The 20,683-nt window shown below is 69.6% G+C and carries 20 protein-coding genes and 1 pseudogene; 10 read left to right on the forward strand and 11 right to left on the reverse strand.

Going from position 1 to position 20,683, the window contains the following annotated elements; all coding sequences use genetic code 11:
• Nucleotides 1–2: 2 nt before the first annotated feature.
• Complete coding sequence (locus C9I47_RS12970) at nucleotides 3–632, reverse strand: TlpA family protein disulfide reductase (protein WP_407067479.1); 630 nt, start codon at nucleotides 630–632, stop codon at nucleotides 3–5.
• Between the two features lie 4 nt (nucleotides 633–636).
• Nucleotides 637–1,905 carry a YihY family inner membrane protein gene (locus tag C9I47_RS12975; RefSeq protein WP_111267116.1) on the reverse strand — a complete coding sequence of 423 codons (1,269 nt, stop codon included), beginning with the start codon at nucleotides 1,903–1,905 and terminating at the stop codon, nucleotides 637–639.
• A 119-nt stretch (nucleotides 1,906–2,024) separates the two neighbouring features.
• Here C9I47_RS12975 and wrbA point away from each other — a divergent pair, with 119 nt between their 5' ends.
• The 3 genes from wrbA to C9I47_RS12990 are packed head-to-tail and all read left to right on the forward strand — an operon-like array spanning nucleotide 2,025 to nucleotide 3,480.
• Entirely contained in the window at nucleotides 2,025–2,618 is a 594-nt protein-coding gene (gene wrbA / locus C9I47_RS12980; protein WP_111267117.1) for an NAD(P)H:quinone oxidoreductase, read from the forward strand.
• Nucleotides 2,615–2,950, forward strand: coding sequence for a DUF2069 domain-containing protein (locus C9I47_RS12985; RefSeq protein ID WP_111267118.1), 336 nt, complete (start codon nucleotides 2,615–2,617; stop codon nucleotides 2,948–2,950). The genes wrbA and C9I47_RS12985 overlap by 4 nt, the downstream gene beginning before the upstream one ends.
• Nucleotides 2,951–2,994: 44 nt before the next feature.
• On the forward strand, nucleotides 2,995–3,480 hold the full coding sequence (locus tag C9I47_RS12990; RefSeq protein ID WP_111267119.1) for an asparaginase domain-containing protein: 486 nt from the start codon (nucleotides 2,995–2,997) through the stop codon (nucleotides 3,478–3,480).
• A 308-nt stretch (nucleotides 3,481–3,788) separates the two neighbouring features.
• On the opposite strand, the gene C9I47_RS12995 is transcribed toward C9I47_RS12990, so the two are convergent.
• From C9I47_RS12995 to sufT, 4 genes and pseudogenes are all read right to left on the reverse strand, one after another.
• Complete coding sequence (locus tag C9I47_RS12995; protein ID WP_111267120.1) at nucleotides 3,789–5,609, reverse strand: S8 family serine peptidase; 1,821 nt, start codon at nucleotides 5,607–5,609, stop codon at nucleotides 3,789–3,791.
• An 832-nt stretch (nucleotides 5,610–6,441) separates the two neighbouring features.
• On the reverse strand, nucleotides 6,442–6,714 hold the full coding sequence (locus tag C9I47_RS17970; protein ID WP_223250377.1) for a proprotein convertase P-domain-containing protein: 273 nt from the start codon (nucleotides 6,712–6,714) through the stop codon (nucleotides 6,442–6,444).
• A 90-nt stretch (nucleotides 6,715–6,804) separates the two neighbouring features.
• Nucleotides 6,805–8,556, reverse strand: a pseudogene (locus C9I47_RS13000) (S8 family peptidase); the annotation flags it as partial.
• Between the two features lie 670 nt (nucleotides 8,557–9,226).
• Nucleotides 9,227–9,784, reverse strand: a complete 558-nt coding sequence (gene sufT / locus C9I47_RS13005) for a putative Fe-S cluster assembly protein SufT (RefSeq protein ID WP_111267122.1) — start codon at nucleotides 9,782–9,784, stop codon at nucleotides 9,227–9,229.
• A gap of 177 nt (nucleotides 9,785–9,961) precedes the next feature.
• Between sufT and C9I47_RS13010 the strand changes: the two genes are divergently transcribed.
• Nucleotides 9,962–10,423, forward strand: a complete 462-nt coding sequence (locus C9I47_RS13010) for a hypothetical protein (protein ID WP_145985518.1) — start codon at nucleotides 9,962–9,964, stop codon at nucleotides 10,421–10,423.
• A 46-nt stretch (nucleotides 10,424–10,469) separates the two neighbouring features.
• On the opposite strand, the gene pdxR is transcribed toward C9I47_RS13010, so the two are convergent.
• Nucleotides 10,470–11,930, reverse strand: a complete 1,461-nt coding sequence (gene pdxR / locus C9I47_RS13015; protein ID WP_111268136.1) for a MocR-like pyridoxine biosynthesis transcription factor PdxR — start codon at nucleotides 11,928–11,930, stop codon at nucleotides 10,470–10,472.
• Between the two features lie 207 nt (nucleotides 11,931–12,137).
• Here pdxR and C9I47_RS13020 point away from each other — a divergent pair, with 207 nt between their 5' ends.
• Nucleotides 12,138–12,719: a hypothetical protein gene (locus tag C9I47_RS13020; RefSeq protein WP_111267124.1), complete on the forward strand. Its 582-nt coding sequence runs from the start codon at nucleotides 12,138–12,140 to the stop codon at nucleotides 12,717–12,719.
• Here the strand turns inward: C9I47_RS13020 and C9I47_RS13025 are convergent.
• Both C9I47_RS13025 and C9I47_RS13030 read right to left on the reverse strand, forming a co-directional pair.
• The gene (locus tag C9I47_RS13025; protein WP_111267125.1) at nucleotides 12,682–14,103 is read right to left on the reverse strand and encodes an NAD(P)(+) transhydrogenase (Re/Si-specific) subunit beta; all 1,422 of its coding nucleotides are present in this window, start codon (nucleotides 14,101–14,103) and stop codon (nucleotides 12,682–12,684) included. The two genes, C9I47_RS13020 and C9I47_RS13025, sit on opposite strands and share 38 nt — an antisense overlap.
• Nucleotides 14,100–14,414, reverse strand: coding sequence for an NAD(P) transhydrogenase subunit alpha (locus tag C9I47_RS13030; protein WP_111267126.1), 315 nt, complete (start codon nucleotides 14,412–14,414; stop codon nucleotides 14,100–14,102). The genes C9I47_RS13025 and C9I47_RS13030 overlap by 4 nt, the downstream gene beginning before the upstream one ends.
• Nucleotides 14,415–14,567: 153 nt before the next feature.
• On the opposite strand from C9I47_RS13030, the gene C9I47_RS18095 reads away from it, so the two are divergent.
• Genes C9I47_RS18095 through C9I47_RS13045 form a run of 4 tightly spaced genes read left to right on the forward strand, consistent with a single transcriptional unit; the run spans nucleotide 14,568 to nucleotide 16,202 of the window.
• Nucleotides 14,568–14,696 carry a hypothetical protein gene (locus tag C9I47_RS18095; RefSeq protein WP_262982904.1) on the forward strand — a complete coding sequence of 43 codons (129 nt, stop codon included), beginning with the start codon at nucleotides 14,568–14,570 and terminating at the stop codon, nucleotides 14,694–14,696.
• Nucleotides 14,697–14,719: 23 nt separating this feature from the next.
• On the forward strand, nucleotides 14,720–15,298 hold the full coding sequence (locus C9I47_RS13035) for an RNA polymerase sigma factor (protein WP_223250130.1): 579 nt from the start codon (nucleotides 14,720–14,722) through the stop codon (nucleotides 15,296–15,298).
• Complete coding sequence (locus C9I47_RS13040) at nucleotides 15,295–15,732, forward strand: hypothetical protein (RefSeq protein ID WP_223250131.1); 438 nt, start codon at nucleotides 15,295–15,297, stop codon at nucleotides 15,730–15,732. Before C9I47_RS13035 ends, C9I47_RS13040 begins: the two co-directional genes overlap by 4 nt.
• A 2-nt stretch (nucleotides 15,733–15,734) precedes the next feature.
• A complete protein-coding gene (locus C9I47_RS13045; protein ID WP_111267128.1) occupies nucleotides 15,735–16,202 on the forward strand; it encodes a DUF3106 domain-containing protein in 468 nt (155 codons plus the stop codon).
• A gap of 145 nt (nucleotides 16,203–16,347) precedes the next feature.
• Here C9I47_RS13045 and C9I47_RS13050 read toward each other — a convergent pair whose 3' ends face one another.
• Both C9I47_RS13050 and C9I47_RS13055 read right to left on the reverse strand, forming a co-directional pair.
• The gene (locus C9I47_RS13050) at nucleotides 16,348–17,475 is read right to left on the reverse strand and encodes an NAD(P) transhydrogenase subunit alpha (protein WP_111268138.1); all 1,128 of its coding nucleotides are present in this window, start codon (nucleotides 17,473–17,475) and stop codon (nucleotides 16,348–16,350) included.
• Between the two features lie 156 nt (nucleotides 17,476–17,631).
• On the reverse strand, nucleotides 17,632–19,911 hold the full coding sequence (locus tag C9I47_RS13055; protein WP_111267129.1) for a DUF1631 family protein: 2,280 nt from the start codon (nucleotides 19,909–19,911) through the stop codon (nucleotides 17,632–17,634).
• A gap of 151 nt (nucleotides 19,912–20,062) precedes the next feature.
• Between C9I47_RS13055 and C9I47_RS13060 the strand changes: the two genes are divergently transcribed.
• The gene (locus tag C9I47_RS13060; protein WP_111267130.1) at nucleotides 20,063–20,680 is read left to right on the forward strand and encodes a nitroreductase family protein; all 618 of its coding nucleotides are present in this window, start codon (nucleotides 20,063–20,065) and stop codon (nucleotides 20,678–20,680) included.
• Nucleotides 20,681–20,683: the final 3 nt, after the last annotated feature.

Here is a 20,683-nt window from a genome sequence, read left to right on the forward strand (position 1 = left end):
GCCTATTCCCCGGTCTCGCCGGCCGGTTCCATGCCGGTGGCCTGGCCGATGCGCTCGATCGCCGCCTCGATCTCCGGCGCCGTCACCGGGCCCAGGAAGCGATCCGCGACCCGGCCATCGGGCGCGATCAGGTAGGTCATCGGCAGCCCGCGCGGGGTCTCGAAGTCGGCCGGCGGGTTGTAGGTGTCGACGATCACGATCGGATACACCACCGGGTGCTTTTCCAGGAACGCCTTCATCTCGGCGACCTCGATCTCCTCGTAGGCCAGCCCGACGACCTCAATGTGTTCGCGCATCGCGTCCAGCGCGGACAGTTCGGGCATTTCCTTCAGGCACGGCTTGCACCAGGTCGCCCAGAAATTGACCACCACCCAGCGGCCGCGATGCTCGGCCAGATCGTAGGGCGCACCGTCGACGGTGACCGCCTTCAGTTCGGGCTGCTCGACGGTGCCGCCGGCATCGGCACCGGTATCGTCGGCGTCCGCCGTCGCGGTGTCGGCCGCCGCGGGCGCCTCCGGACCGGGATCGGCGGCCGGTTCCGGCGCGCGCTGGCAGGCGGCCAGCAGCAACAGCGTGGCCAGCAGGGTCAGCAGCGGCATCCATGCGCATGAAGGGCGGAAGTGTCCGTACATCGTCTCAATCCTCTTCGTCGGCGTGGATCGTGCCCACGCGGCGTTTCAACAGGTCCCGCAACGGCATCCGCAGCTCGTCGATCGCGGCGATGGCCGAACGCCCCAGGGCGTCGTCGCAGGATGGCAGGTAGGCCTCGGCGACCGGGATGCGCAGCTGGCAGGCGGCGTACAGGTCGGCGAGGGTCAGGCGGTCGAGATCGCGCGTGAGCAGCCACTCGCCGGCCTCGGAACGGCGTACCACGTCGATGCTTTCCAACTGCCCCAGCATCTGCTGGACCAGGTCGTCGGTCAGGATCGGCTCCAGCTCCAGGATCCGGTCGCTGTGCAGACCCTGGCCTTCGCGACGGGCATCGTTGAAGCGGCCCAGCAGGCGCAGCAGGCCGTAGATTTCATAGCCCTCGGGCAGGCGCAGACTGGCCGGCTGGTAGCGGAACGCGGACACCGCCGAGGCCACCGACGCACCCAGCAACACCGACAGCCAGCCCAGGTAGATCCACAACAGGAAGATCGGCAGGAACGCCAGCGCGCCGTAGATCTTCGAGTACGCGTTGAAGCTGCCCAGGTACAGCCCGAACGCGGACTTGATCGACTCGAACAGCAGCGCCGCGATCAGCGCCCCGGCCAGCGCGTGCCGCCAGTGCACGGTGCGATGCGGGACCACCCGGTAGATCGCGGTGAAGGCGAGCATCTCGATCAGCATCGGCGACAGCCGCAACGCGAGTCCCTGCAGCGCATGGCCGGTCTCGGTGCTGAAGATCGCCAGCGCGAAGAACCGCGCCGACAGCGCGAAGCTGGCCGCCGCCAGCATCGCGCCCAGGGTCAGCACGGTCCAATAGACCATGAAGCGGATCACCTGCGGGCGCGCCGACTTGACCCGCCAGATCCGGTTGAAGGTCGCCTCGATCCCGTTGAGGGTGATCAGCACCGAAGCGACCAGCGCGATCACGCCGGCCGCGGTGAGCTGGCCGGCATTGTCGGACAGCTCGCGCAGGTACTTGGCCACCGCGCTGGCCGCGGTGGGCACGAAGTTGGTGAACACGTAGTCGGTGAGCTTGTCGCTCCACTCCGAGAACACCGGGAACGCCGACAGCACGCCGAACACCACCATCGACAGCGGCACCAGCGCGAACACCGTGGTGTACGCCAGCGCGCCGGCAGCCTGGAACAGGTTGTCGTCGAGCGCCCGACGACCGATGAACCTGAGGAAGGCGATGTTGCGATCGCGATCCTGAAATCGCTCGCCAAGCCGGTTGAGGGAATCCAGTGGTTCCATGGACCGTGAGGGTAACCGATGGGACGCCAGGCTTGTGTCTGGGCGCCCGGCTCCCGGACCGCCACGGCGGCGGGCGCGCTCGCGCTATCCTGTGCGGCCCCGTCCGATGTCCGCCCCCCATGCCCGAAATCCTGGTCCTGTACTACAGCCGAGGCGGCTCGGTCGCCCGCCTGGCCCGGCAGATCGCCCGCGGCATCGGCGAGGTCGAAGGCATGTCGGCGCGGCTGCGCACGGTGCCGCCGGTCGCGGCGGTGACCCAGACCGCGACGCCGCCGGTCCCCGAGGACGGCGCGCCCTACGTCGAGGCCTCCGACCTGGAGCAGTGCATCGGCTACGCCTTCGGCAGTCCGACCCGATTCGGCAACATGGCCGCGCCGATGAAGCACTGGTTCGACGGCCTCGGCGCGCAGTGGGCCAGCGGCACCCTGGTCGGCAAGCCGGCGGCGGTGTTCACCTCCACCGCGACCATGCACGGCGGACAGGAGGCGACCCTGCTGAGCATGCAGGTCCCGCTGCTGCATCATGGCTGCGTGATCGTCGGCATTCCCTATACCGAGCCCGCGCTGAGCAGCACCCGCGGCGGCGGCACCCCCTATGGCGCCAGCCACGTCTCCGGCAACCACGACGAACCGCAGCCCAGCGAGGACGAGGCGACGCTGGCGCGGGCGCTGGGGCGCCGTCTGGCGCGGATCGCCGGGAAGCTGATGCCATGAGCCGCACGCCGCGACGCGGGCTTGCCGCCCTGCTGCTGACACTGAGCCTGGTCTACGCGGGCTGGTTCCGCGACGACGCCCAACTGCTCGCGGCAATGGGCTTCTTCGCGCTGCCGCCGCTGCTGCTCGCGGTCGGCGCCTGGTTCGGCAGCCGCCACGCGGTGTTCTGGTCCGGAGTGTTCGGGCTGGGCTGGTTCTGCCACGGGGTGATGATGGCGTGGGCGCATCGCGACCAGGCCGGCTGGGCCTGGGCGGTGATCGTACTGTCGGTGGCGATCATCGTGACCGGCAGCCTGCCCGGCCTGCGCGCGCGCTTCGGCCGCGGCCGCTGAGCGCCCTATAATCCGCGCATCCTCCCGCTTTCCGCACCGCACCCATGGACCAGCTCTGCATCGTCACCACCGGCGGCACGATCGACAAGATCTACTTCGACGACAAGTCGGACTACCAGATCGGCGAACCGCAGATCGGCGGCATCCTGCACGAGCTGGGTGTGGGGTTCCGGTTCAATGTGATCCCGATCCTGCGCAAGGACTCGCTGCACATCAGCGACGACGACCGCGAGCTGATCCGCGCGACCATCGCCGCGCAGCCGGCCCGTCACGTGCTGGTCACCCATGGCACCGACACCATGGTCGCCACCGCCCGGGCACTGGCCAGTCTGACCGACAAGACCATCGTGCTGACCGGCGCCTTGAGTCCGGCCCGCTTCCGCGGTTCCGACGCCGAGTTCAACGTCGGTTGCGCGGTCGGCGCGGTGCAGGCGCTGCCGCCGGGCGTCTACATCGCCATGAACGGCCGCATCTGGGACCCGGCCCGGGTCCGCAAGAACGTCGACGCCAACCGCTTCGAGGCGACCTGAGCGCGGGCACCGTCGCATCTGGCAATCGATGCGATGCGGATGCCGGACCCGCCTCCATAAAAAAGAACCCCGGGGCTGAAGCCGGGGTTCACTACCAAGTGCTGCCGGTAGAGAGAAATCGTCGGCGGTGACAGGCGCCACCCTCGCGTTGCCGGGGACCGCCGACCGCAACATCGATCGCCGGAGGAGCCTTCGTCCGCTCCCCGCATTCCCGACACCCCCACCGGCGACGATCGCGGTGGCGACCGCCGCCGGATGGGGGCCTCGCGCAGTGGCGGTGGCCTGCCGGCACCGCCACATGGCGGGGTTCAGAACGCGATGCTCCAGCTGTTGATGTAGCCGGTATCGCCGGCATAGTTGTCGTTCACCCGCAGCTTCCAGGTGCCGTTGAGGGCTTCGCTGGACAGATTCTTGGTGTAGCTGCCGATGATGTCGTTGGCGCTGCCGCCGCTGCGGTTGTGCAGGTTGTAGACGCTGCCATCCGGCGCGACCAGATCGACCTTGAGATCGCCCTTGTAGGTGTGGCGGATGTCGACCGCGATCGTGGCGCTGGCCGGGCCGTTGCCGCTGCGGCCGGACACCGCGATCGGGCTTTCCACGGTGGCGTAGTCGTTGATCGTGTAGTCGGTGCCGTTGCTGTAGGTCTGCGCGGCGTTGCCGCCGCCACTGCTACCGGCGACCGCGTCCACCGCCGCCCTGGCGTTGATGATGCCGGCGCCGCAGCCCCCCGAACACGAACCCGGCAGCGCACGCGCGGTGCTCTTGAGCGTCGACTCGACCTGCGCAGGAGTCAGCGGGGCCGGCGCGACCGACTGCATCAGGGCCACCAGGGCGGACACGTGCGGCGCCGCCATCGAGGTGCCTGCGCTGCACTTATAATATTCCCCGGAAGCCTGCGTGGTATCGCCAGTGTTCCCGGTCGACACGATCAGCGTGGTGCAGTCGGGGTAGTCGCCACCCGGCGCAGCCACGTCGATCAGCGAACCGTAGTTCGAGTAACTGGCGCGGCCGCCGCTCTTGTTGGTCGCCGCGACCGAGATCACGTTGGCACAGTTGGCCGGCGTGGCCTGGGATACGTTGACGTTGTCGTTTCCGGCTGCAGCGACCACGGTGCTGCCGCGTCCGACCGCACCGTTGATCGCGTTCTGGTAGGAGGTCGGACAGGCGCCGCCACCGCCCAGGCTCATGTTGATCACCTCCACCGGGTTGGGGTTGTCAGGAACGCCCGGAACGCTGCCGCCCGACGCCCAGATGATCGCATCGGAAATATCGGAGTCGAAGCCGCCGCAGCGGCCCAGCACGCGCACCGGAACCACCTTGGCCTTGTAGGCGCCACCGATCACGCCCTTGTTGTTGTTGCCGACCGCGGCGACGGTGCCGGCGACGTGGGTGCCGTGCCAGCTGGAGTCCGCTGCATCGATATCCTGACCAATCAGGTCGTCGCACTCGGTGGCGTTGTTCCAGTCGCCTTCGTCGGTCGGGTCGCTGTCGCGACCATTGCCGTCACGCGAAACGAAGGAATTGCTGATGAAATCGTAGCCGGGCAGGATGTTGGCATCGAGATCGACGTGGGGAACGATGCCGGTGTCGATCACCGCGACCACCACGCCCTCGCCATCGGCGCTGTCCCAGGCCTGGTTGAACTTCGCTCCGCCGGTGCCGCTCTGCATGCCCCACAGATAGTTCGCGTAATGGGTGTCGTTTGGCGTCATGAGCGGCCGCCGGAGCCTGTCGACCTCGACGTATTCGACGTTCGGGTCGGCGGCGATCTGGCGCATCAGGGTTTCGGCCTCGGTGCGATCGAGCTTGCGGTCGGCACGCACGACCTCGGCACCGGTCGCCATCCGTCGCAGGCGCTGCAGCCCCAGTCCCTTGCCCCGGCCCCGCGAAGCGGCGCTGTTGAGCAGACCGGAGGTCGATGCGGCACGGTCGAGGCGCCCCTGCAGGGTCGCTTCCCCCGCACGGCTTGCGTCGCGGTACTTGACGATGAACTGCTGGTTGCCGCCGTTCGGCTGCACGGTGGCGAGGTGGACCCGATCCGCGGCCGAGACCGCGAACGAAGAGGACAGTGCGATGAGCGTGGCCGCGGCGAGCGCGCTCAGGCGTACGGAACGTTGCGTGATTGACATGCTGAGGTGACCCCTACTTGTATAGCGTCGTGGGTAAGCCGACGGACCGTGTCCGCGTCGGCACTGGCGATACGGGCGCCGGACCGCACCGCTCGAGGGGGCATCGCAACGATGCGCGGTTCCATCCTGGAGTGGCTTCACCTGACGAGGGCTTTCCACTTGAACGATCAGATCAGCCCTCGATCCGGATCGCCGGCAGCGCACGGATCAAGCCCGATTCGAATGCGCGGGGACCGAGGTGACAATCTCGTTCGGATCAATATCTTCTCTTTGGGGAAAATATTTGCCGATATGAGACTCGAATCACTCGTTCAAGAGGAGGTCGAGAGCTTGTCGTCGCAACCGGGTCCTGCCTTTTTGCTGGCTGTGCGACGAGTATTCATCGCCATCGCGGTGGCACGGCCCGCCGACGGCCGCCTGTCCGCGCACGCTGCGCCAGCGACGTCGGTTCACCTGGCCAGGCACCGGAAGCGGCGGCGACATCGCCGCAAACCTGCGCGTGCGTGCGAACCGCGACCGAGCCGGGTTCACGGATCTCCTGTTCGGAAGGGCCTTCGCCGGAACACAAAAAAAGAACCCCGGGGCTGAGCCGGGGTTCGCCCACCAAAGTCTGGTGGAGAGAGACGTGAACGATGCCGGGTGCGTCTCCGCGGCATCGCATCCTTGTTGCTTTGGAAGACCGGTCCGCACATCCGTGTGCAGACCTGACGGTGGCATCCACTGCCTGGACCGGCTCCCCGGTGGCGCGGTCACCTGGGCGATCGCGCCACCGCACCCCCTTCCCTGGTGGCGACTGACGACAGCTTCCTGCTGACGGTCAGAACGTGACGCTTCAGAACGTGACGCTCCAGCTGTTGATGTAGCCGGTGTCCTGGCTGGCGTTGTCGTTGACCCGCAGCTTCCAGGTGCCGTTGAGGGCCTCGCTGGACAGGTTCAGCGTGTAGGTGCCGATCACGTTGTCGGCACTGCCGCCGCTGCGGTTGTGGATGTTGTAGGTGCTGCCATCCGGCGCCACCAGGTCGACCTTGAGGTCGCCCTTGTAGGTGTGGCGGATGTCGACATCCACGCTGGCGTTGCTGGGGGCATTGCCGCTGCGACCGGACACGGTGATCGGGCTCTCGACCGTGGCGTTGTCGTTGATCGTGTAGTCGCTGGCGTTGCTGTAGGTCTGCGGACCGCTGCTGCCACCGGTGCTGTAGTCGCCGACCAGGCTGACCCCGGAGAAGCTGCTGTAGGCCTTGACCCGGACGTGGTAGGTCCCGGCCTGCGGGCTGGCGAAGCTGCAGGTTTCGGCGTTGCCGCTCTTGTACGGACGGCAGTCGTAGCTGCTGTCGGTCGGCGCGCTGCCGAACTTGACGTACAGGTCGGCATCACCGGTGCCGCCGGACATCGTGAAGCTCAGGTTCGACGCACCCGACGGCACGACCATGGTGTAGGTCACGTCGTTGCCCTGGCTGGCCGACAGGCCGGTGGCCGGCACGCCCTTCTCCAGCTCGTTGCCGGTCGGCGGCGGGGTGGTGCCGCCGGCCGCCGCATCGACCGCGGCCTTGGCGTCGACGATGCCTGCGCCACAACCGCCCGTGCAGGTCCCCGGCAACGCGCGCGCGGTGTCCTTCAGGGTCGACTCGATCTGGGCCGGTGTCATCGGCGAGGACGCCACCGACTGCATCAGCGCAACCGCGCCGGCCACGTGCGGCGCCGCCATCGAGGTGCCGGCCATGCACTTGTAGTTCTCGGAGGTCGGCGTGGTGGCGCCGGCATTGCCGGTCGACACGATCAGGGTGGTGCAGTCCGGGCTGTCGCCGCCCGGCGCGGCCACGTCGATCAGCGAGCCGTAGTTCGAGTAGCTGGCGCGGCCGCCGGTCTTGTTGGTCGCCGCAACCGAAATCACATTGGAGCAGCTGGCCGGGCTGTAGTTGGCGACGTTGTCGTTGTCGTTGCCGGCCGCGACCACCACGGTGGTACCACGGGCGACCGCGGCGTTGATCGCGTTCTGGTAGGTCGACGAACAGGCGCCGCCGCCGCCCAGGCTCATGTTGATCACTTCGGCCGGGTTGGCATTGGCCGGCACGCCGGAGACGCTGCCACCGGACGCCCAGGCGATGCCGTCGACGATGTCGGAGGTGTAGCCGCCGCACTTGCCGAGCACGCGCACCGGAACCACCTTGGCCTTGTAGGCTGCGCCGATCACGCCGGCATTGTTGTTGCCGACCGCGGCGACGGTGCCGGCGACGTGGGTGCCGTGCCAGCTGGAGTCGGAGGCCGGATGGCTGCCGCCGCACTCGTTGGCGCCGTACCAGTCGCCCTCGTCGTTGGGGTTGCTGTCACGGCCGTTGCCGTCGCGCGCCATCGACGAATCGCTGATGAAGTCGTAGCCGGGCAGGATGTTGGCGTTGAGGTCGCTGTGGCTGGCGATACCGGTGTCGATCACCGCCACCACCACGCCCTCGCCGTCGGCGCTGTCCCAGGCCTGGTTGACCCTCATGCCGCCGGTGCCGTCCTGCATGCCCCACAGGTAGGTCGCGTAGTGGGTGTCGTTCGGCGTCATCAGCGGACGCATGATCTGGTCGACCTCGACGTACTCGACGTTCGGATCGGCGGCGATCTGGCGCATCAGGGTCTCGGCCTCGGCACGATCCAGGCGACGGTCGGCACTGACCACGTCGGCGCCCATCGACATCCGGCGCAGGCGCTGCAGACCCAGGCCCTTGCCCTGGCCACGCAGGCCGGACGCGGACGCGGCGCGGTTGAGCGCGCTCTGCACGGTCGCTTCCGGCGCGGTGGCGCCATCGCGGTACTTGACGATGAAGCGGTTGTTCGGGCCATCCGATTGCACGGTGGCGATGTTGACCCGCTCGGCAGCCGAAACGGCGAACGACGAGGACAGTGCGATCACCGTGGCTGCCGCAATGGCATTCAGGCGGATGGACCGATCTTTGCGTGGCATGTTGGTGTAACCCCCAAAAAAAGTAGCGTTGTTGTGTGCGCCGCCGGCGCCTGCCGGACAACGGATGGAAACAACTGCCGGACCGCGCAATGCGCGGCGGGCGACACCCGGGGGCTTCGATGTCCGTCTGCGGGCGCTGACGCCCGGAACGGCCTGGACGAACGGATGTCGTTACAACACACCCGGGCAGCCGGCACCGCCGCGAGTCAGGCCGGATTCACACGACCCAGAATCGCCAACGTCGGCAAAGCAACGCCCCCCTACCTCGATCGGGAAGAGATTGTAGATATGTGATTCAAGTCACAAATTTATGTTGACCCAGGGATGATCGGCCCGTGATCTGTCGCCAATCTGAAAAAGAGAGGAGAAAAACCTGAAGATCCCGACGAGATGGTTCGAAGATCCTAGGCTGAATCGCCGGCGCGCCGCACCCGCAACCGGAGCCGCGCCATGACAGCGCCCGACGGGCGCACACGGCCCCTCACGACCGCGACCGCCCCCCACGACAGGCGCGCGGACGGGACCGGCAACAGCCAGCCAAGAGGAAGTCGAGACAAGGAGCGGGACGCCGCCGCTGCCGCGTCACGCGTGCGCGATCAGCCCCGCGGCGGACGCGGGGATCGCCGACACGCCGGCGACAGGTCCGGGAGGCGGCAGCCGCGGCGGGGCGTCAAAGCATCCCGGTCTCGAGCCGGGCGGCCTCCGACATCATGTTGCGGCTCCACGGCGGGTCGAACACCAGTTCGACGTCGGCCTCGGCGACGGTCGGGATCATCTCCAGCTTGCTGCGCACATCGTCGACCAGGATGTCGCCCATGCCGCAGGCCGGCGCGGTCAGGGTCATCCGGACCTCGATCCGTCGCTGCCCCCCGTCCTCATCGTGCGGCTTCACGCTCGCCTCGTAGATCAGGCCCAGGTCGACCACGTTGATCGGAATCTCGGGATCGAAGCAGGTGCGCAACTGCTGCCACACCAGACGCTCCACCGCTTCGTCGTCGGCATCGTCCGGCAGCTCCAGCGGCGGCGGCGGTTCCTTGCCCAGCGCGTCCGCGTCCTTGCCGGCGATGCGGAACAGATTGCCCTCGATGAAGACCGTGTAACTGCCTCCAAGCGCCTGGGTGATATAGCCGATGCTGCCCGCGGGCAGGTTGACGTGCTCGCCCTGGGGGACCAGGACGGCGGCGCAGTCGCGCTCCAGGCGCACGGGTTCGCTGCTTCGGGAATACATGCCGGAAAGATTGGGGTGCCGGTACGGGAGGCAAGGGTGTTCATTTTACCGGGGCGGAGCGCCCCGCGTCCGCTTCGCGGCGGATGCGGGCGGCAAGGGTCGGGGCGCGGGCCGTCCTCCGGTATGCTGTGAGGCTTATGTGCCCCTGCCCGTTCCATGTCCGCCAGCACCGATACGATGCCGTCTGAGAAGCCTTCCGAGCGCGCGGGCGCGGGCGCGTCCCCTACGACGGACCGCCGCCCCCCGTTCCTGCGGCTGCACGGCGGCCCCCTGCTGTTGCTGAGCATGGTCGCGCTGACGATGGCCTGGGTGAAGGTGAACCTGTACACCGAGAGCCTGCACGGCTGGATGGCCGTGGTGGTGGCGCTCGATGTGGCGTGGATGCTGCGCTTCGGCGGCTGGCGGCCCGGTATTTTCCGCGCCCTGCTCGGGCTGGGCGCGACCGCGCTGGTGGCGATCGCGGTGCAGTGGCTCACGTTCTCCTCGTCGATCGGCAGCCAGCTCGGAATGTCGTCGTTCGAGGCCGCGGTCCGGCTCGGCGTCCACCACGCCTGGACCCTGGCCACGCTCTCCAACGGCCCCTGGGACCTGGCCTGTCTGGCGCTCGCCGCCGCGATCGCACTGCTCGCCTCGCGCTGAGCCGTCCCCGTAAGGGCCGTCCCCGTAAACAGCGGGCAACCGCGGCTCAGCGGGCCGGAATCACCGCGTCCATGCACTCGCCGAACAGTCGCAACGCCGGATCGATGTCGGCCAGCGGCATGCCGGCATAGCCCATCAGCAGGCCCGGCCGTCGCGGCGGCTCCAGGTAGAACGGCGCGATCGGATGCAGGCCCAGGCCGCGGCTGGCGGCGACCTCGATCAGCCGCTCGCCCTGCTCCAGGCTGGCGCCGCGCAGCCAGGCGAGCAGGTGCATGCCGGCATTGGAATCGGCGATCTCGATGCGCTCGCCCAGCCGTTCGCGCAGCCCCCGCAACAACGCCGCCCGGCGCTCCCTCAGCGCCTTGCCGGTGCGCCGCAGGTGACGCTCGAACCCGCCGTCCTCGATGAAACGGGCCAGGGCCGCCTGCTCGACCGCCGATGAGCCGAAATCCTCGGCCCACTTGGCATTGATGAAGTCCCGGCGCAGCCCCGGCGGCATCACCAGGTAGCCCAGTCGCAGCGCCGGGAACATCACCTTGGAGAAGCTGCCGACGTAGACCACGCGCCCATGGCGGTCCAGCGAGCGCAGCGCCGACAGCGGACGCGCGTCGTAACGGAACTCGCCGTCGTAATCGTCCTCGAAGATCCAGCTGTCGTGGGCGTGGACATAGTCGAGCAGCGCCTGCCGCCGCGCCAGCGACAGCACCGCCCCGGTCGGGAACTGGTGCGAAGGCGTCACGCAAACCAGCCGCGGCGCCGGCACCGGCAGGGCGTCCACGCGCAGCCCCTCGCCGTCGACCGGCACCGGCTGCAGGCGCGCGCCATGGATCTGCAACACCTCCCGGATCGCGAAGTACTGCGGCTCCTCGATCGCCGCCGCGGCCCCCGGGTCGAGCAGGACCCGCGCGGTCAACGCGATCGCCTGCTGGGTGCCGTTGACGATCAATACGTCCCTGGCCGACACCTGCACACCGCGACGGCGCGCCAGATAGCCGGCGACCGCCTCACGCAGCTCCGGCAGCCCCTGGGTCGGCGGATAGTGGGGCCGGGTGTAGCTGGCGGCCCGCGACAGCTCCCGCGCCCAGGCACTGGTCAGCGCCGGATTGGTCATCGGCACTCCGTACTGGAACGCGTAGCGGGTGCCGGGCACGGTGCGCCCCGGGATGCGGGCATGGTCGTGGAAGCGGCGCGCGCGCCCGGCATAGGCCGACTGCGGCGGCAGCGCATCGACGACGGCGACGCGCTCGCCGGCCGCACCACCGTCGCCCGCCTCCGGCCGTACCTGCAGGCCGGGGGCGACGAAGCTGCCGGACCCCACCCGTCCATGCAGGAAGCCCTCGGCCTGCAATTGTTCGTAGGCGGCGAGCACGGTGTTGCGGGACACCTCCAACTCCCGCGCCAACAACCGGGTCGGCGGCAGCCGCTCGCCGGCGCCCATGCGGCCATCGAGCATGACCGCCTTCAACGCACGGGTCAGCTGCGCGTGCAGGGGGCCTCGTCCATCCATCTGCAGATGCAAAAGCAAGGGCGACTCCTTGATCGGTCGGCAGGTCGCGCGCCTCGGCGGGCAACGTGGCGGGCGCGATAATTGGCACCTTGAAAATATCAGGCTTGGGCCCTTGATGGAACCAATGCCAGGCCCCAGCCTGACCACGAACCCGCCCCTCCCCCACTGCCGGTCCGCACCATCACACCCCGATCCAGGAAGCTTCCGATGCAGGCAGCACAGCCCGCCCATGCGCGAGTGCCGCACCCTCTTTTACGGCTTGCCCTGCCCGCCGTCGCCCTGGCCGTCTCCGCGGTGGCGGTCGCGGCCCCCGCGAACGGCGCCTGCAAGCGCATCCATGCCGAACTGTCCGAATTCCGCAGCAACGAAGGCTGCAACGCTGGTCTGGACTCGTGCTTCCTCGGCGAGGTCGACGGCAACCACGGACTCAACGGCAGCACCCACTTCGCCTCCGACGGCTGGGCACCGGGCCCATCGGCGGCGCCGGGGTTCATCTCCTACAGCGGCGCGTTCGAGTACCACACCGCCGACGGCACCCTGTACATGCGCGAAATCGGGGTCACCGACCCGGCCGTGGTCACCGCCTACCAGCGGGTCGAAAGCGGCAGCGGCCGCTTCCAGGGCGCCTGGCGGGCACTTTTTCGTCAGCGGCAGCAAGACCCCGGCCGGCGAGGTGACCACCGAGCTCAGCGGCGAGTTGTGCCTGGCGCCCGCGCGCGAATGACCGCCACACGGGCGGCCATGGACGCCGCTAGTGACCGCCGCCGTCCAGCGCCTTCAGCTCGCTGACCAGGGCACTGGCCATCTCGGCGCCGTCGCCGTACAGCATGCGGGTGTTGTCGGCGTAGAACAGCGCGTTCTCGATGCCGGCGAAGCCGGTACCCTTGCCGCGCTTGATCACGATGGTGTTCCGCGACGCGGCGACGTCGAGGATCGGCATGCCGTAGATCGGACTGGCCGGATCGGTCTTGGCGACCGGGTTGACCACGTCGTTGGCGCCGATCACCAGCGAGACGTCGGTGTTGGGGAATTCGGGATTGATGTCGTCCATGTCGGCGATCAGGTCGTACGGCACCCCGGCCTCGGCCAACAGCACGTTCATGTGCCCGGGCATGCGTCCGGCGACCGGGTGGATCGCGAACTTCACCTTGACCCCGCGTTCGGTCAGCTTCTGGGTCAGCTCCCAGATCTTGTGCTGGGCCTGGGCCACGGCCATGCCGTAGCCGGGCACGATCACCACCCGCTCGGCGAAGGCCATCATCGCGGCGACGTCGCCGGCCTCGATCGGCTTCTGCGAGCCGCTGATCTCCTGCGCCGGGCCGCCGGCGCCGAAACTGCCGAACAGCACGTTGCGGATCGGCCGGTTCATCGCCTTGGCCATCAGCCGGGTCAGCAGCATGCCGGCCGCGCCGACCATCATGCCGGCGATGATCAGGGCCTCGTTGCCGAGCACATAGCCCTCGAACGACACCGCCAGACCGGTGAAGGCGTTGTACAGCGAGATCACCACCGGCATGTCGGCGCCGCCGATCGGCAGGGTCATCAGGATGCCCAGCGCCAGCGCGACCCCGAAGAAGGCGACGATCCAGGGGGTCGACAGCGTGGTCGCGGCGAGCACGCCGAGCACCACCAGCGCCGCCGCGACCAGCAGGTTGAACGCCTGCTGGCCCGGGAACATCACCCGCTTGTCGAGCCGACCGTCGAGCTTGGCCCAGGCGATCACCGAGCCCGACAGCGACACCGCGCCGATCGCCGAGCCGAGCACCGCCAGGGTCAGGGTCACCTTCGAGACCCCGACCGCCGATGCCGATGCGACGCCGAGCGCCGCCGCCATCCCGCTGTACTTGAGCAGCTCCACCGCGCCGATCGCCGCCGCCGAGCCTCCGCCCATGCCGTTGTACAGCGCGACCATCTGCGGCATGTCGGTGATCGCCACCTTCTTGCCCGAGACCCAGGCCAGCACCGTGCCCAGCACCAGCGCGGTCACGATCAGGCCGAGGTTGTGCAGGTCCGGCAGCAGGAAGGTCGCCGCGGTGGCGATGATCATGCCCCAGCCGGCCCAGCGGATGCCGCTGCGCGCGGTCATCGGCGAGGCCATGCGCTGCAGGCCGAGCAGGAACAGGGTCGCGGCGACGAAATAGCTGGCCGACGCCAGCAGCACCTGCGCGCTCATGCCTTGCCTCCGCCCTGGCCACCGCCGGGCTTGCGGCTGCTCTTGAACATCTCCAGCATCCGCTCGGTCACCACGTAGCCACCGGCGGCGTTGCCGGCGCCCAGCAGCACCGCGACGAAGCCGATCGCCTTCTCCAGGGTGGTATCGGCATGGCCGAGCACGACCATCGCGCCGATCAGCACGATGCCGTGGATGAAATTGGAACCGGACATCAACGGCGTGTGCAGGATCACCGGCACCCGCGAGATGATCACGTGGCCGGCAATCGCCGCCAACATGAAGATGTAGAGCGCCACGAACCCGTCACCCATCGTCCATCCCCCACGCCAAGGTCGGTCATCGACACCGGCATCATAACCGCCGATGAACCGGCCCCGTCCAGTGGCTCCCGGAGGCTGTCAACCGGAGCCCGCCGCGGGCGTTGTATTCCGCGCAGGGCCGACCTGCCAAGCGAGGAAACCGTGATGAAGCAGCTGCTGTCCATCGTCCTGCCGGGTGCGCTGCTGCTGGCTGGCGCCGGCGCGCAGGCCGGCGACCGTGTCGAACGCCGCCTCGATCGCCACGGTGACCGCCGCTGGGACCGCCGCTGCTGAGCCGACGCCGTATGCTGCAACGCGTGGCTACCGAACCCGACGCCAGCGCAGACCCGGAGCGCCCCGCCGCCGAACCGGCCGTCCCGGAACGACCGGCGTCGCTGGAGCAGTTCCTGGCCGGCATCGGCACCCGTGCGTTCCGCTTCGCCGAGGCGGGCCTGCGCCAGCGCGAGGACGCGCTGGACGCGGTGCAGGACGCGATGATGAAGATGCTGGGCTACCAGGATCGCCCGGCCGGGGAATGGACGCCGCTGTTCTGGAGCATCCTGCGGCGGCGGATCATCGACATCCAGCGGCGTCGGCGTTTCCGGCTCGGCTGGCTGTCGCCGGAGCCGCGCCACGAGGACGGCAGCGCGGTCGACTGGGCCGACGACGGTCCGGACCCGTCGCGCGCCCACGACGGCAGCGAGGGCTACGCGCAGCTGTCGGCGGCACTGGCGACGTTGCCGGCCCGCCAGCGCGAAGCGTTCTCCCTGCGCGTGCTGGAGGAACTCGACGTCGCCACGACCGCGCGGGCGATGGGCTGTAGCGAAGGCGCGGTGAAGACACACCTGTCGCGGGCCCGCGAGGCCCTGCAACGGAAACTGGAGGACTGGCGATGACCGCCACGCACGACAACCCAAGCGGACCCGAGCCCCTCGGGCACGCGCATGAGGCCGGCTTCGACCGGACGATGCGACAACGCCACGCCGAATCGCTGGAACGGCTGTCGCCGGCGACCCTGGCCCGCCTGCGCGCGGCCCGCGGCGACGCGTTGGCGGCTTCCCGCCGCGCGCGCCCGTTCGGCTGGGGCCTGGCCAGCGCCGCCGCCGCGGTGTGCGCGTTCGCGATCGGCGTATCCTGGCTGCGCTCCGACCCGCCCGCCGCCGACCCGGCGCCGCCGACGCTGGCCCGGACCGCCACCGCGACCGACGCCGGCGATGCGCTGCTGGCCGCCGAGGTCGAGGCGGTGATGGCGCCACTCGACGAAGACCCCGACCTGTACCTGTGGCTGGCCGCCAACGACGACGCCCTGCCCCCGTTGATGGAGCGCTGACGATGTCCCGCACCGCATTCCCCGTCCGTCGCACGCCCCGCCTCCGCGCCTTGCTGGCGCTGGTGCTGGGCTGCCTGCTGGTACCGGCCGCCGTGGCCGGCGACCCGCCGCCACCGCCTCCCGCGCACGGCCCGCCGCCTCCCGCCTGGGAGCAGTTGACCGCGGCACAGCGCGAGCTGCTGATCGCACCGATCCGCGACCGCTGGAACAGCGAACCGGAGCGGCGCCAGAACATGCTCGACCACGCCCGTCGCTGGCAGGAGCTCACGCCCGAGCAGCGCCGCCGCGCGCGCCACGGCCGCAATCGCTGGGAGCACATGAACCCCGAGCAGCGCGCGCAGACCCGGGTGCTGTTCAAGGCGATGCGCGAAATGACACCCGAGCAGCGCAGCGCCCTGAAGGCGCAATGGCGACAGATGACCCCCGAGCAGCGACGCGAGTGGGTCGAGCGGCAGCGCGGGGAAGAGTAAAGACGTTCAAGGCTCCACCGGCTCGCCGCGAACGGCACCCCGGCGAGGTCGCCCGGCGCCGGTGATGCCTGCGCCCATGCGGGATCGCGGCGCAAGCCGTCCGCCAGCCACTCACCGGGAGCGGCGCAGACGCGCCGCGCAGGCTTCAGCCGGCCGCCGTACCGTCTCCGTTGCGTTCGGGCCAGACCGTCTTCGCCAACAACTCGTCGTCCCAATCGAAGCCGATCCGTCCATCGACCAGGCGTCCATCGGCCAGGAACAGGAGCGCGAAGTTGTAGAGATTGCGCGCGTACATCTCGCTGGCATGGACCGCACCGCTGCTGGCCAGGTTCAGCGGACCGGACACGGCGACGCCACCGGCCTCGACGGTCTCGCCGGGCCGGGTCAACTCGCAGTTGCCGCCGGTCTCGGCGGCAAGATCGACGATTACGCTGCCGGGGCGCATGCCGGCCACCATCGCCGAGGTGACGATCTTCGGCGCCGGCCGTCCCGGCACCGCGGCGGTGCACACGACCACGTCGATGCCCTTGAGATGCTCGGCCAGGCGCCTTTGCTGCTCGGCGCGCTCCTCGTCGGTGAGCTGACGCGCGTAGCCGCCCTCGCCGGCAGCGCTGACCCCCAGGTCGAGAAAACGCCCTCCCAGCGATTCGATCTGCTCGCGGGTCTCCGGGCGCACGTCGAAACCCTCGACCTGGGCGCCGAGCCGCTTGGCCGTCGCGATCGCCTGCAGACCGGCCACGCCGGCACCGACCACCAGCACCTTCGACGGCCGGATCGTGCCGGCGGCCGTGGTCAGCATCGGAAAGAAGCGCGGCGCCAGCTGGGCGGCGATCAGCACCGCCTTGTAGCCGGCCATGCCGGCTTGCGAGCTGAGCACATCCATGGCCTGGGCGCGGGTCGTGCGCGGCAGCCGCTCCAGCGGAAACGCGACGATTCCGCGCGCCTGGATCGCCTGCGCCCGGGCCGGGTCGGCCTGCGGCGCGAGCAGGCCGACCAGGGCCGCGCCCTCGCGCAGGCATGCGATGGATCCGGCCTCAGGCGCCTGCACGCACAACAGCACATCGGCGGCCGCATACACCGCGCCGGCGTCGTCGAGCAGGGTCGCACCGGCCTGTTCATAGGCCTCGTCGGTGACGGCGGCGCCATTGCCGGCACCGCGCTCGATCACCACCTTCGCGCCGGCGGCGACGAACTTGCGGCAGGTCTCGGGAGTGATCGCGACCCGGCGCTCACCCTGTGCGCGTTCGCGCGCGGCGGCGACCGTCGCCACCATCGCGGTGCCCGTCGAACCCTGTTCCGGATTGCCTGCCGTCTCTGCCGCCATGCCTGGACTCCGCGAAGGGGCGTCATGACCCCGATCTGGGCGATCCTAGCGAAAGCGTCGCCCAGGCGCGACGCCCGGGCGGCGGCCCGCCGTCCGCAACCCGGCTCAGTCGGCGGCGGCGGTGTTGTCCAGGCGCTCGCGGACGCGGCGCATCGCCTCGTCGAAGGCCGAGCGCTCGGAACCGATCACCAGACGGCCATCCTCGTGCATCACCGCCAGCTCCTCGGCCGAGGCGACCAGCACCCGCAGGCCGCGCCGGTTGACCAGCAGGAAACGCGAGGTCATCGGACTGACCCATGCGATCTTCGCAGCGACGATCTCGCCGTGCACGTCGGTGAGCCGGACCCAGTCACCGATCGCCAGCTCGCGCATCCGCGCGGCGACTTCGGGGGCATGGCCGACAGTGGCCGTGCCACCGGCCAACCACAGCCGTCGCTCCTCGCCGGACTCGACGGTCTCGCCGCCGGCCAGCGGCTTGGCGGTCTGCGCACGACGCGGACCGTCGGGCGAGGCCAGGGCCCGCACCAGCCCGGCAAGACCGTGCTGGGCGGCGCTGTCGTCGAGCCCGGAGCTGGCCAGGCAGCGCAACACCAGCGGTTCGATCGACAGCAGGTGATCGGCCAGTTCGCGGCCGCGGTTCTCGGCCGCCAGGCGGTCGGCCAGCAGCAGCGCGTCGCCCAGTGCGATCGCTTCGTCGCGACGCTGCGGATCCTCGTCGCGCAGCAGGGTCTGGACGATGTGATGGCGCCACGGCATCGCCAGGAAGTCGGCGACCGCCGGGGTCAGACGGGTGGTGCGCAGGCGCTTCATCAGCGCGTCGTCGGCGGTCTCGCGCGCCTGGTCCAGACGCTCGCGGCCCAGCGTCGCCTTGACCAGCCGCTCTTCCTGCAGCGCACTGCGGCGGCGATGCTGGCCGAGCAGCGAATCCAGCTCGGCATGCGCCAGCTCGAACACCGCGACGTCCTCGTTGTACTCGGCGACCACCCGCTGCGAGGCGGCGGCGGCGCGGTCGAGCAATTCGCGCTCCTGCGGCGTGTTCGCCTGGTTGCCCTCGCAGGCCTCGGTGATCGAGTCCAGCAGCTTGCGCGCCGGATGCTCGCGCTGCACGAACAGGCCGTCGTCGGTCAGCGCGACCTTGACGTAGGGCAGCACCAGCCGGCCGTACAGGCGACGGGCACGGTCCTGCAGGGAATTGGTGCGGAACAGCGAGTCGAACAACAACGCGACCAGATCGATCGCGTCTTCTTCGTCGGCGCTGAAGCGGGTCTGGTCGGGATCGACGCCGATCCGCCGCGCACCGTCGCTGAGATGGTCGCGGATCGCCGCGCCGAGGCGGCCGGGGCCGGCCAGCGCACGCGCGAACGCGTCCGGCGGCTCGGACTGCAGCATGCTCACCACGCTCAGCATCTCGTCCACGCGCAGCTCGCGCCGCGCGCCCATGCCGTGCTCCTGTCGCGACGCTTGGGACCGGGACTGGGCATCGGCACCGCCGGCGCCCGACTGCGGCGTCTGCAACGTGCCGTCGCGCCACATCCGCAGCATCGTGCGCAGATCGGCGATGTCCTCGCCGGGCACCGACATGCCGCCGTAGCCGCCCGCCGAGCCGCCGTGGCCGTCGCCGTACCCTTCCATCCTTCCCATTGCGCCGTGCATCGCCTCCATGCCTGTCATCGCCACCTGTCCCCGGTAGGGCACGGACTCGACCGTCTCGTGCCGATAGCCGTGCTGCGTCGAAGTGTGGGACGACGGAGCCGAGCGTCCGTATCCCGTTGCCGCGAGCAGGGCATTGGCCCTGCCGTAGAAATCGCCGAGCCGACGCGTCAGCTCGCCCTCGTACTGGCGGAACAGCAGCTCGCGCACGTGCGGAGTCGGTTCGGTTTCCCGGAACGACTCGACGAACGCCCCGATCAGCCGCTCCGGTCCGATCGGATTCGCCACCTCCGGCATCCCCAGCGCCTCGGCCATCGCATGCAGCCGCTGCCGCATGACCTGCAATGGCTCGGCGAAGCGGCCATCGAGCGCCTCGATCACCCGCTGGCCATCGAGGTGGAACGCCAGGTGGGAGTCCTCGATCAGGCCCAGCGGCAGGTCGCCGCGCGAGCGTACGCGCAGGCCACGGAAGTCGTCGAAGCCCTTGGCCAACTGCTGGCGATAGCGCATCAGCAAGGTCGCCGCCTGCTGCCGCAACATCCTCAGCGAGGTCAGGTCCTCGAAATGGCCGGGGCCGACATCGCCGGACTGCAACGCCACCGACAACGCCTGTTCGATTCCGGGGTACAGCGCATCGGGGATGCTGCCGAGCTGCTCGACCGCCTGCCGCTTGATCTCCTCAAGGACGCGCAGCGGTTCGCCACGCGTCGCATGCGTTGGAGTGGGTACACTCATCCCCAGATCCCCTATTCGACCGCCACCCCGTCGACACCCCCTGGTGCCGACCGGTGACGCACAACGCCGGTTTCCGGCGTAGACCGCAGCATAGTGGCAATATGAGTCACTTCGTATTGGCCCCCTGTCCGACCTTCCAGAACTGTGACTGATGTCGCCTATTGATCCTCGACCCGCTGCCGGATCCGGCACCGACCAAGCCCTCCACGCCCTCGACAGCCGCCGCTCGGTACCGGCCCGGCAACTGGACGAGCCGGCCCCCGACGATGCCACCCTGTTGCGGATGCTGCGCTCGGCCAGCCGCGTGCCCGATCACGGCAGGCGGGTGCCGTGGCGCTACCTCGCGATCCGCGGCGAGGCCCGTCACGCGCTGGGCGAACGCCTGGCCGCGCTGACCCGCGAGCGCGACGCCGGCGCCGGCGAGGCCGCGATCGAGAAGGACCGCCAGCGCTTCTCGCATGCGCCGCTGGTGGTGACGGTGATCGCCCGCCTCGGACCGGATGAGAAGATTCCCGAGCAGGAGCGCCTGCTGACCGCCGGCTGCGTCTGTTTCGCCCTGCTGCAGGCCGCGCAGGCGCTGGGCTACGGCGCCACCTGGCTGACCGGTTGGCCGGCCTACGACGCGACCGTGCATGGCTGGCTGGGACTGGCCGCGGACGAGCGCGTCGCCGGCTTCATCCATATCGGCACGCCGCGACTGGACGCGCCCGAGCGCGAACGCCCCGACCCGGCGACCCTGCTGGAAGAATGGAGCGCACCGGCGGCATGAGCG

Origin of the sequence: Marilutibacter maris (assembly GCF_003233695.1) — a bacterium.
In the GTDB taxonomy this organism is placed as follows: domain Bacteria; phylum Pseudomonadota; class Gammaproteobacteria; order Xanthomonadales; family Xanthomonadaceae; genus Marilutibacter; species Marilutibacter maris.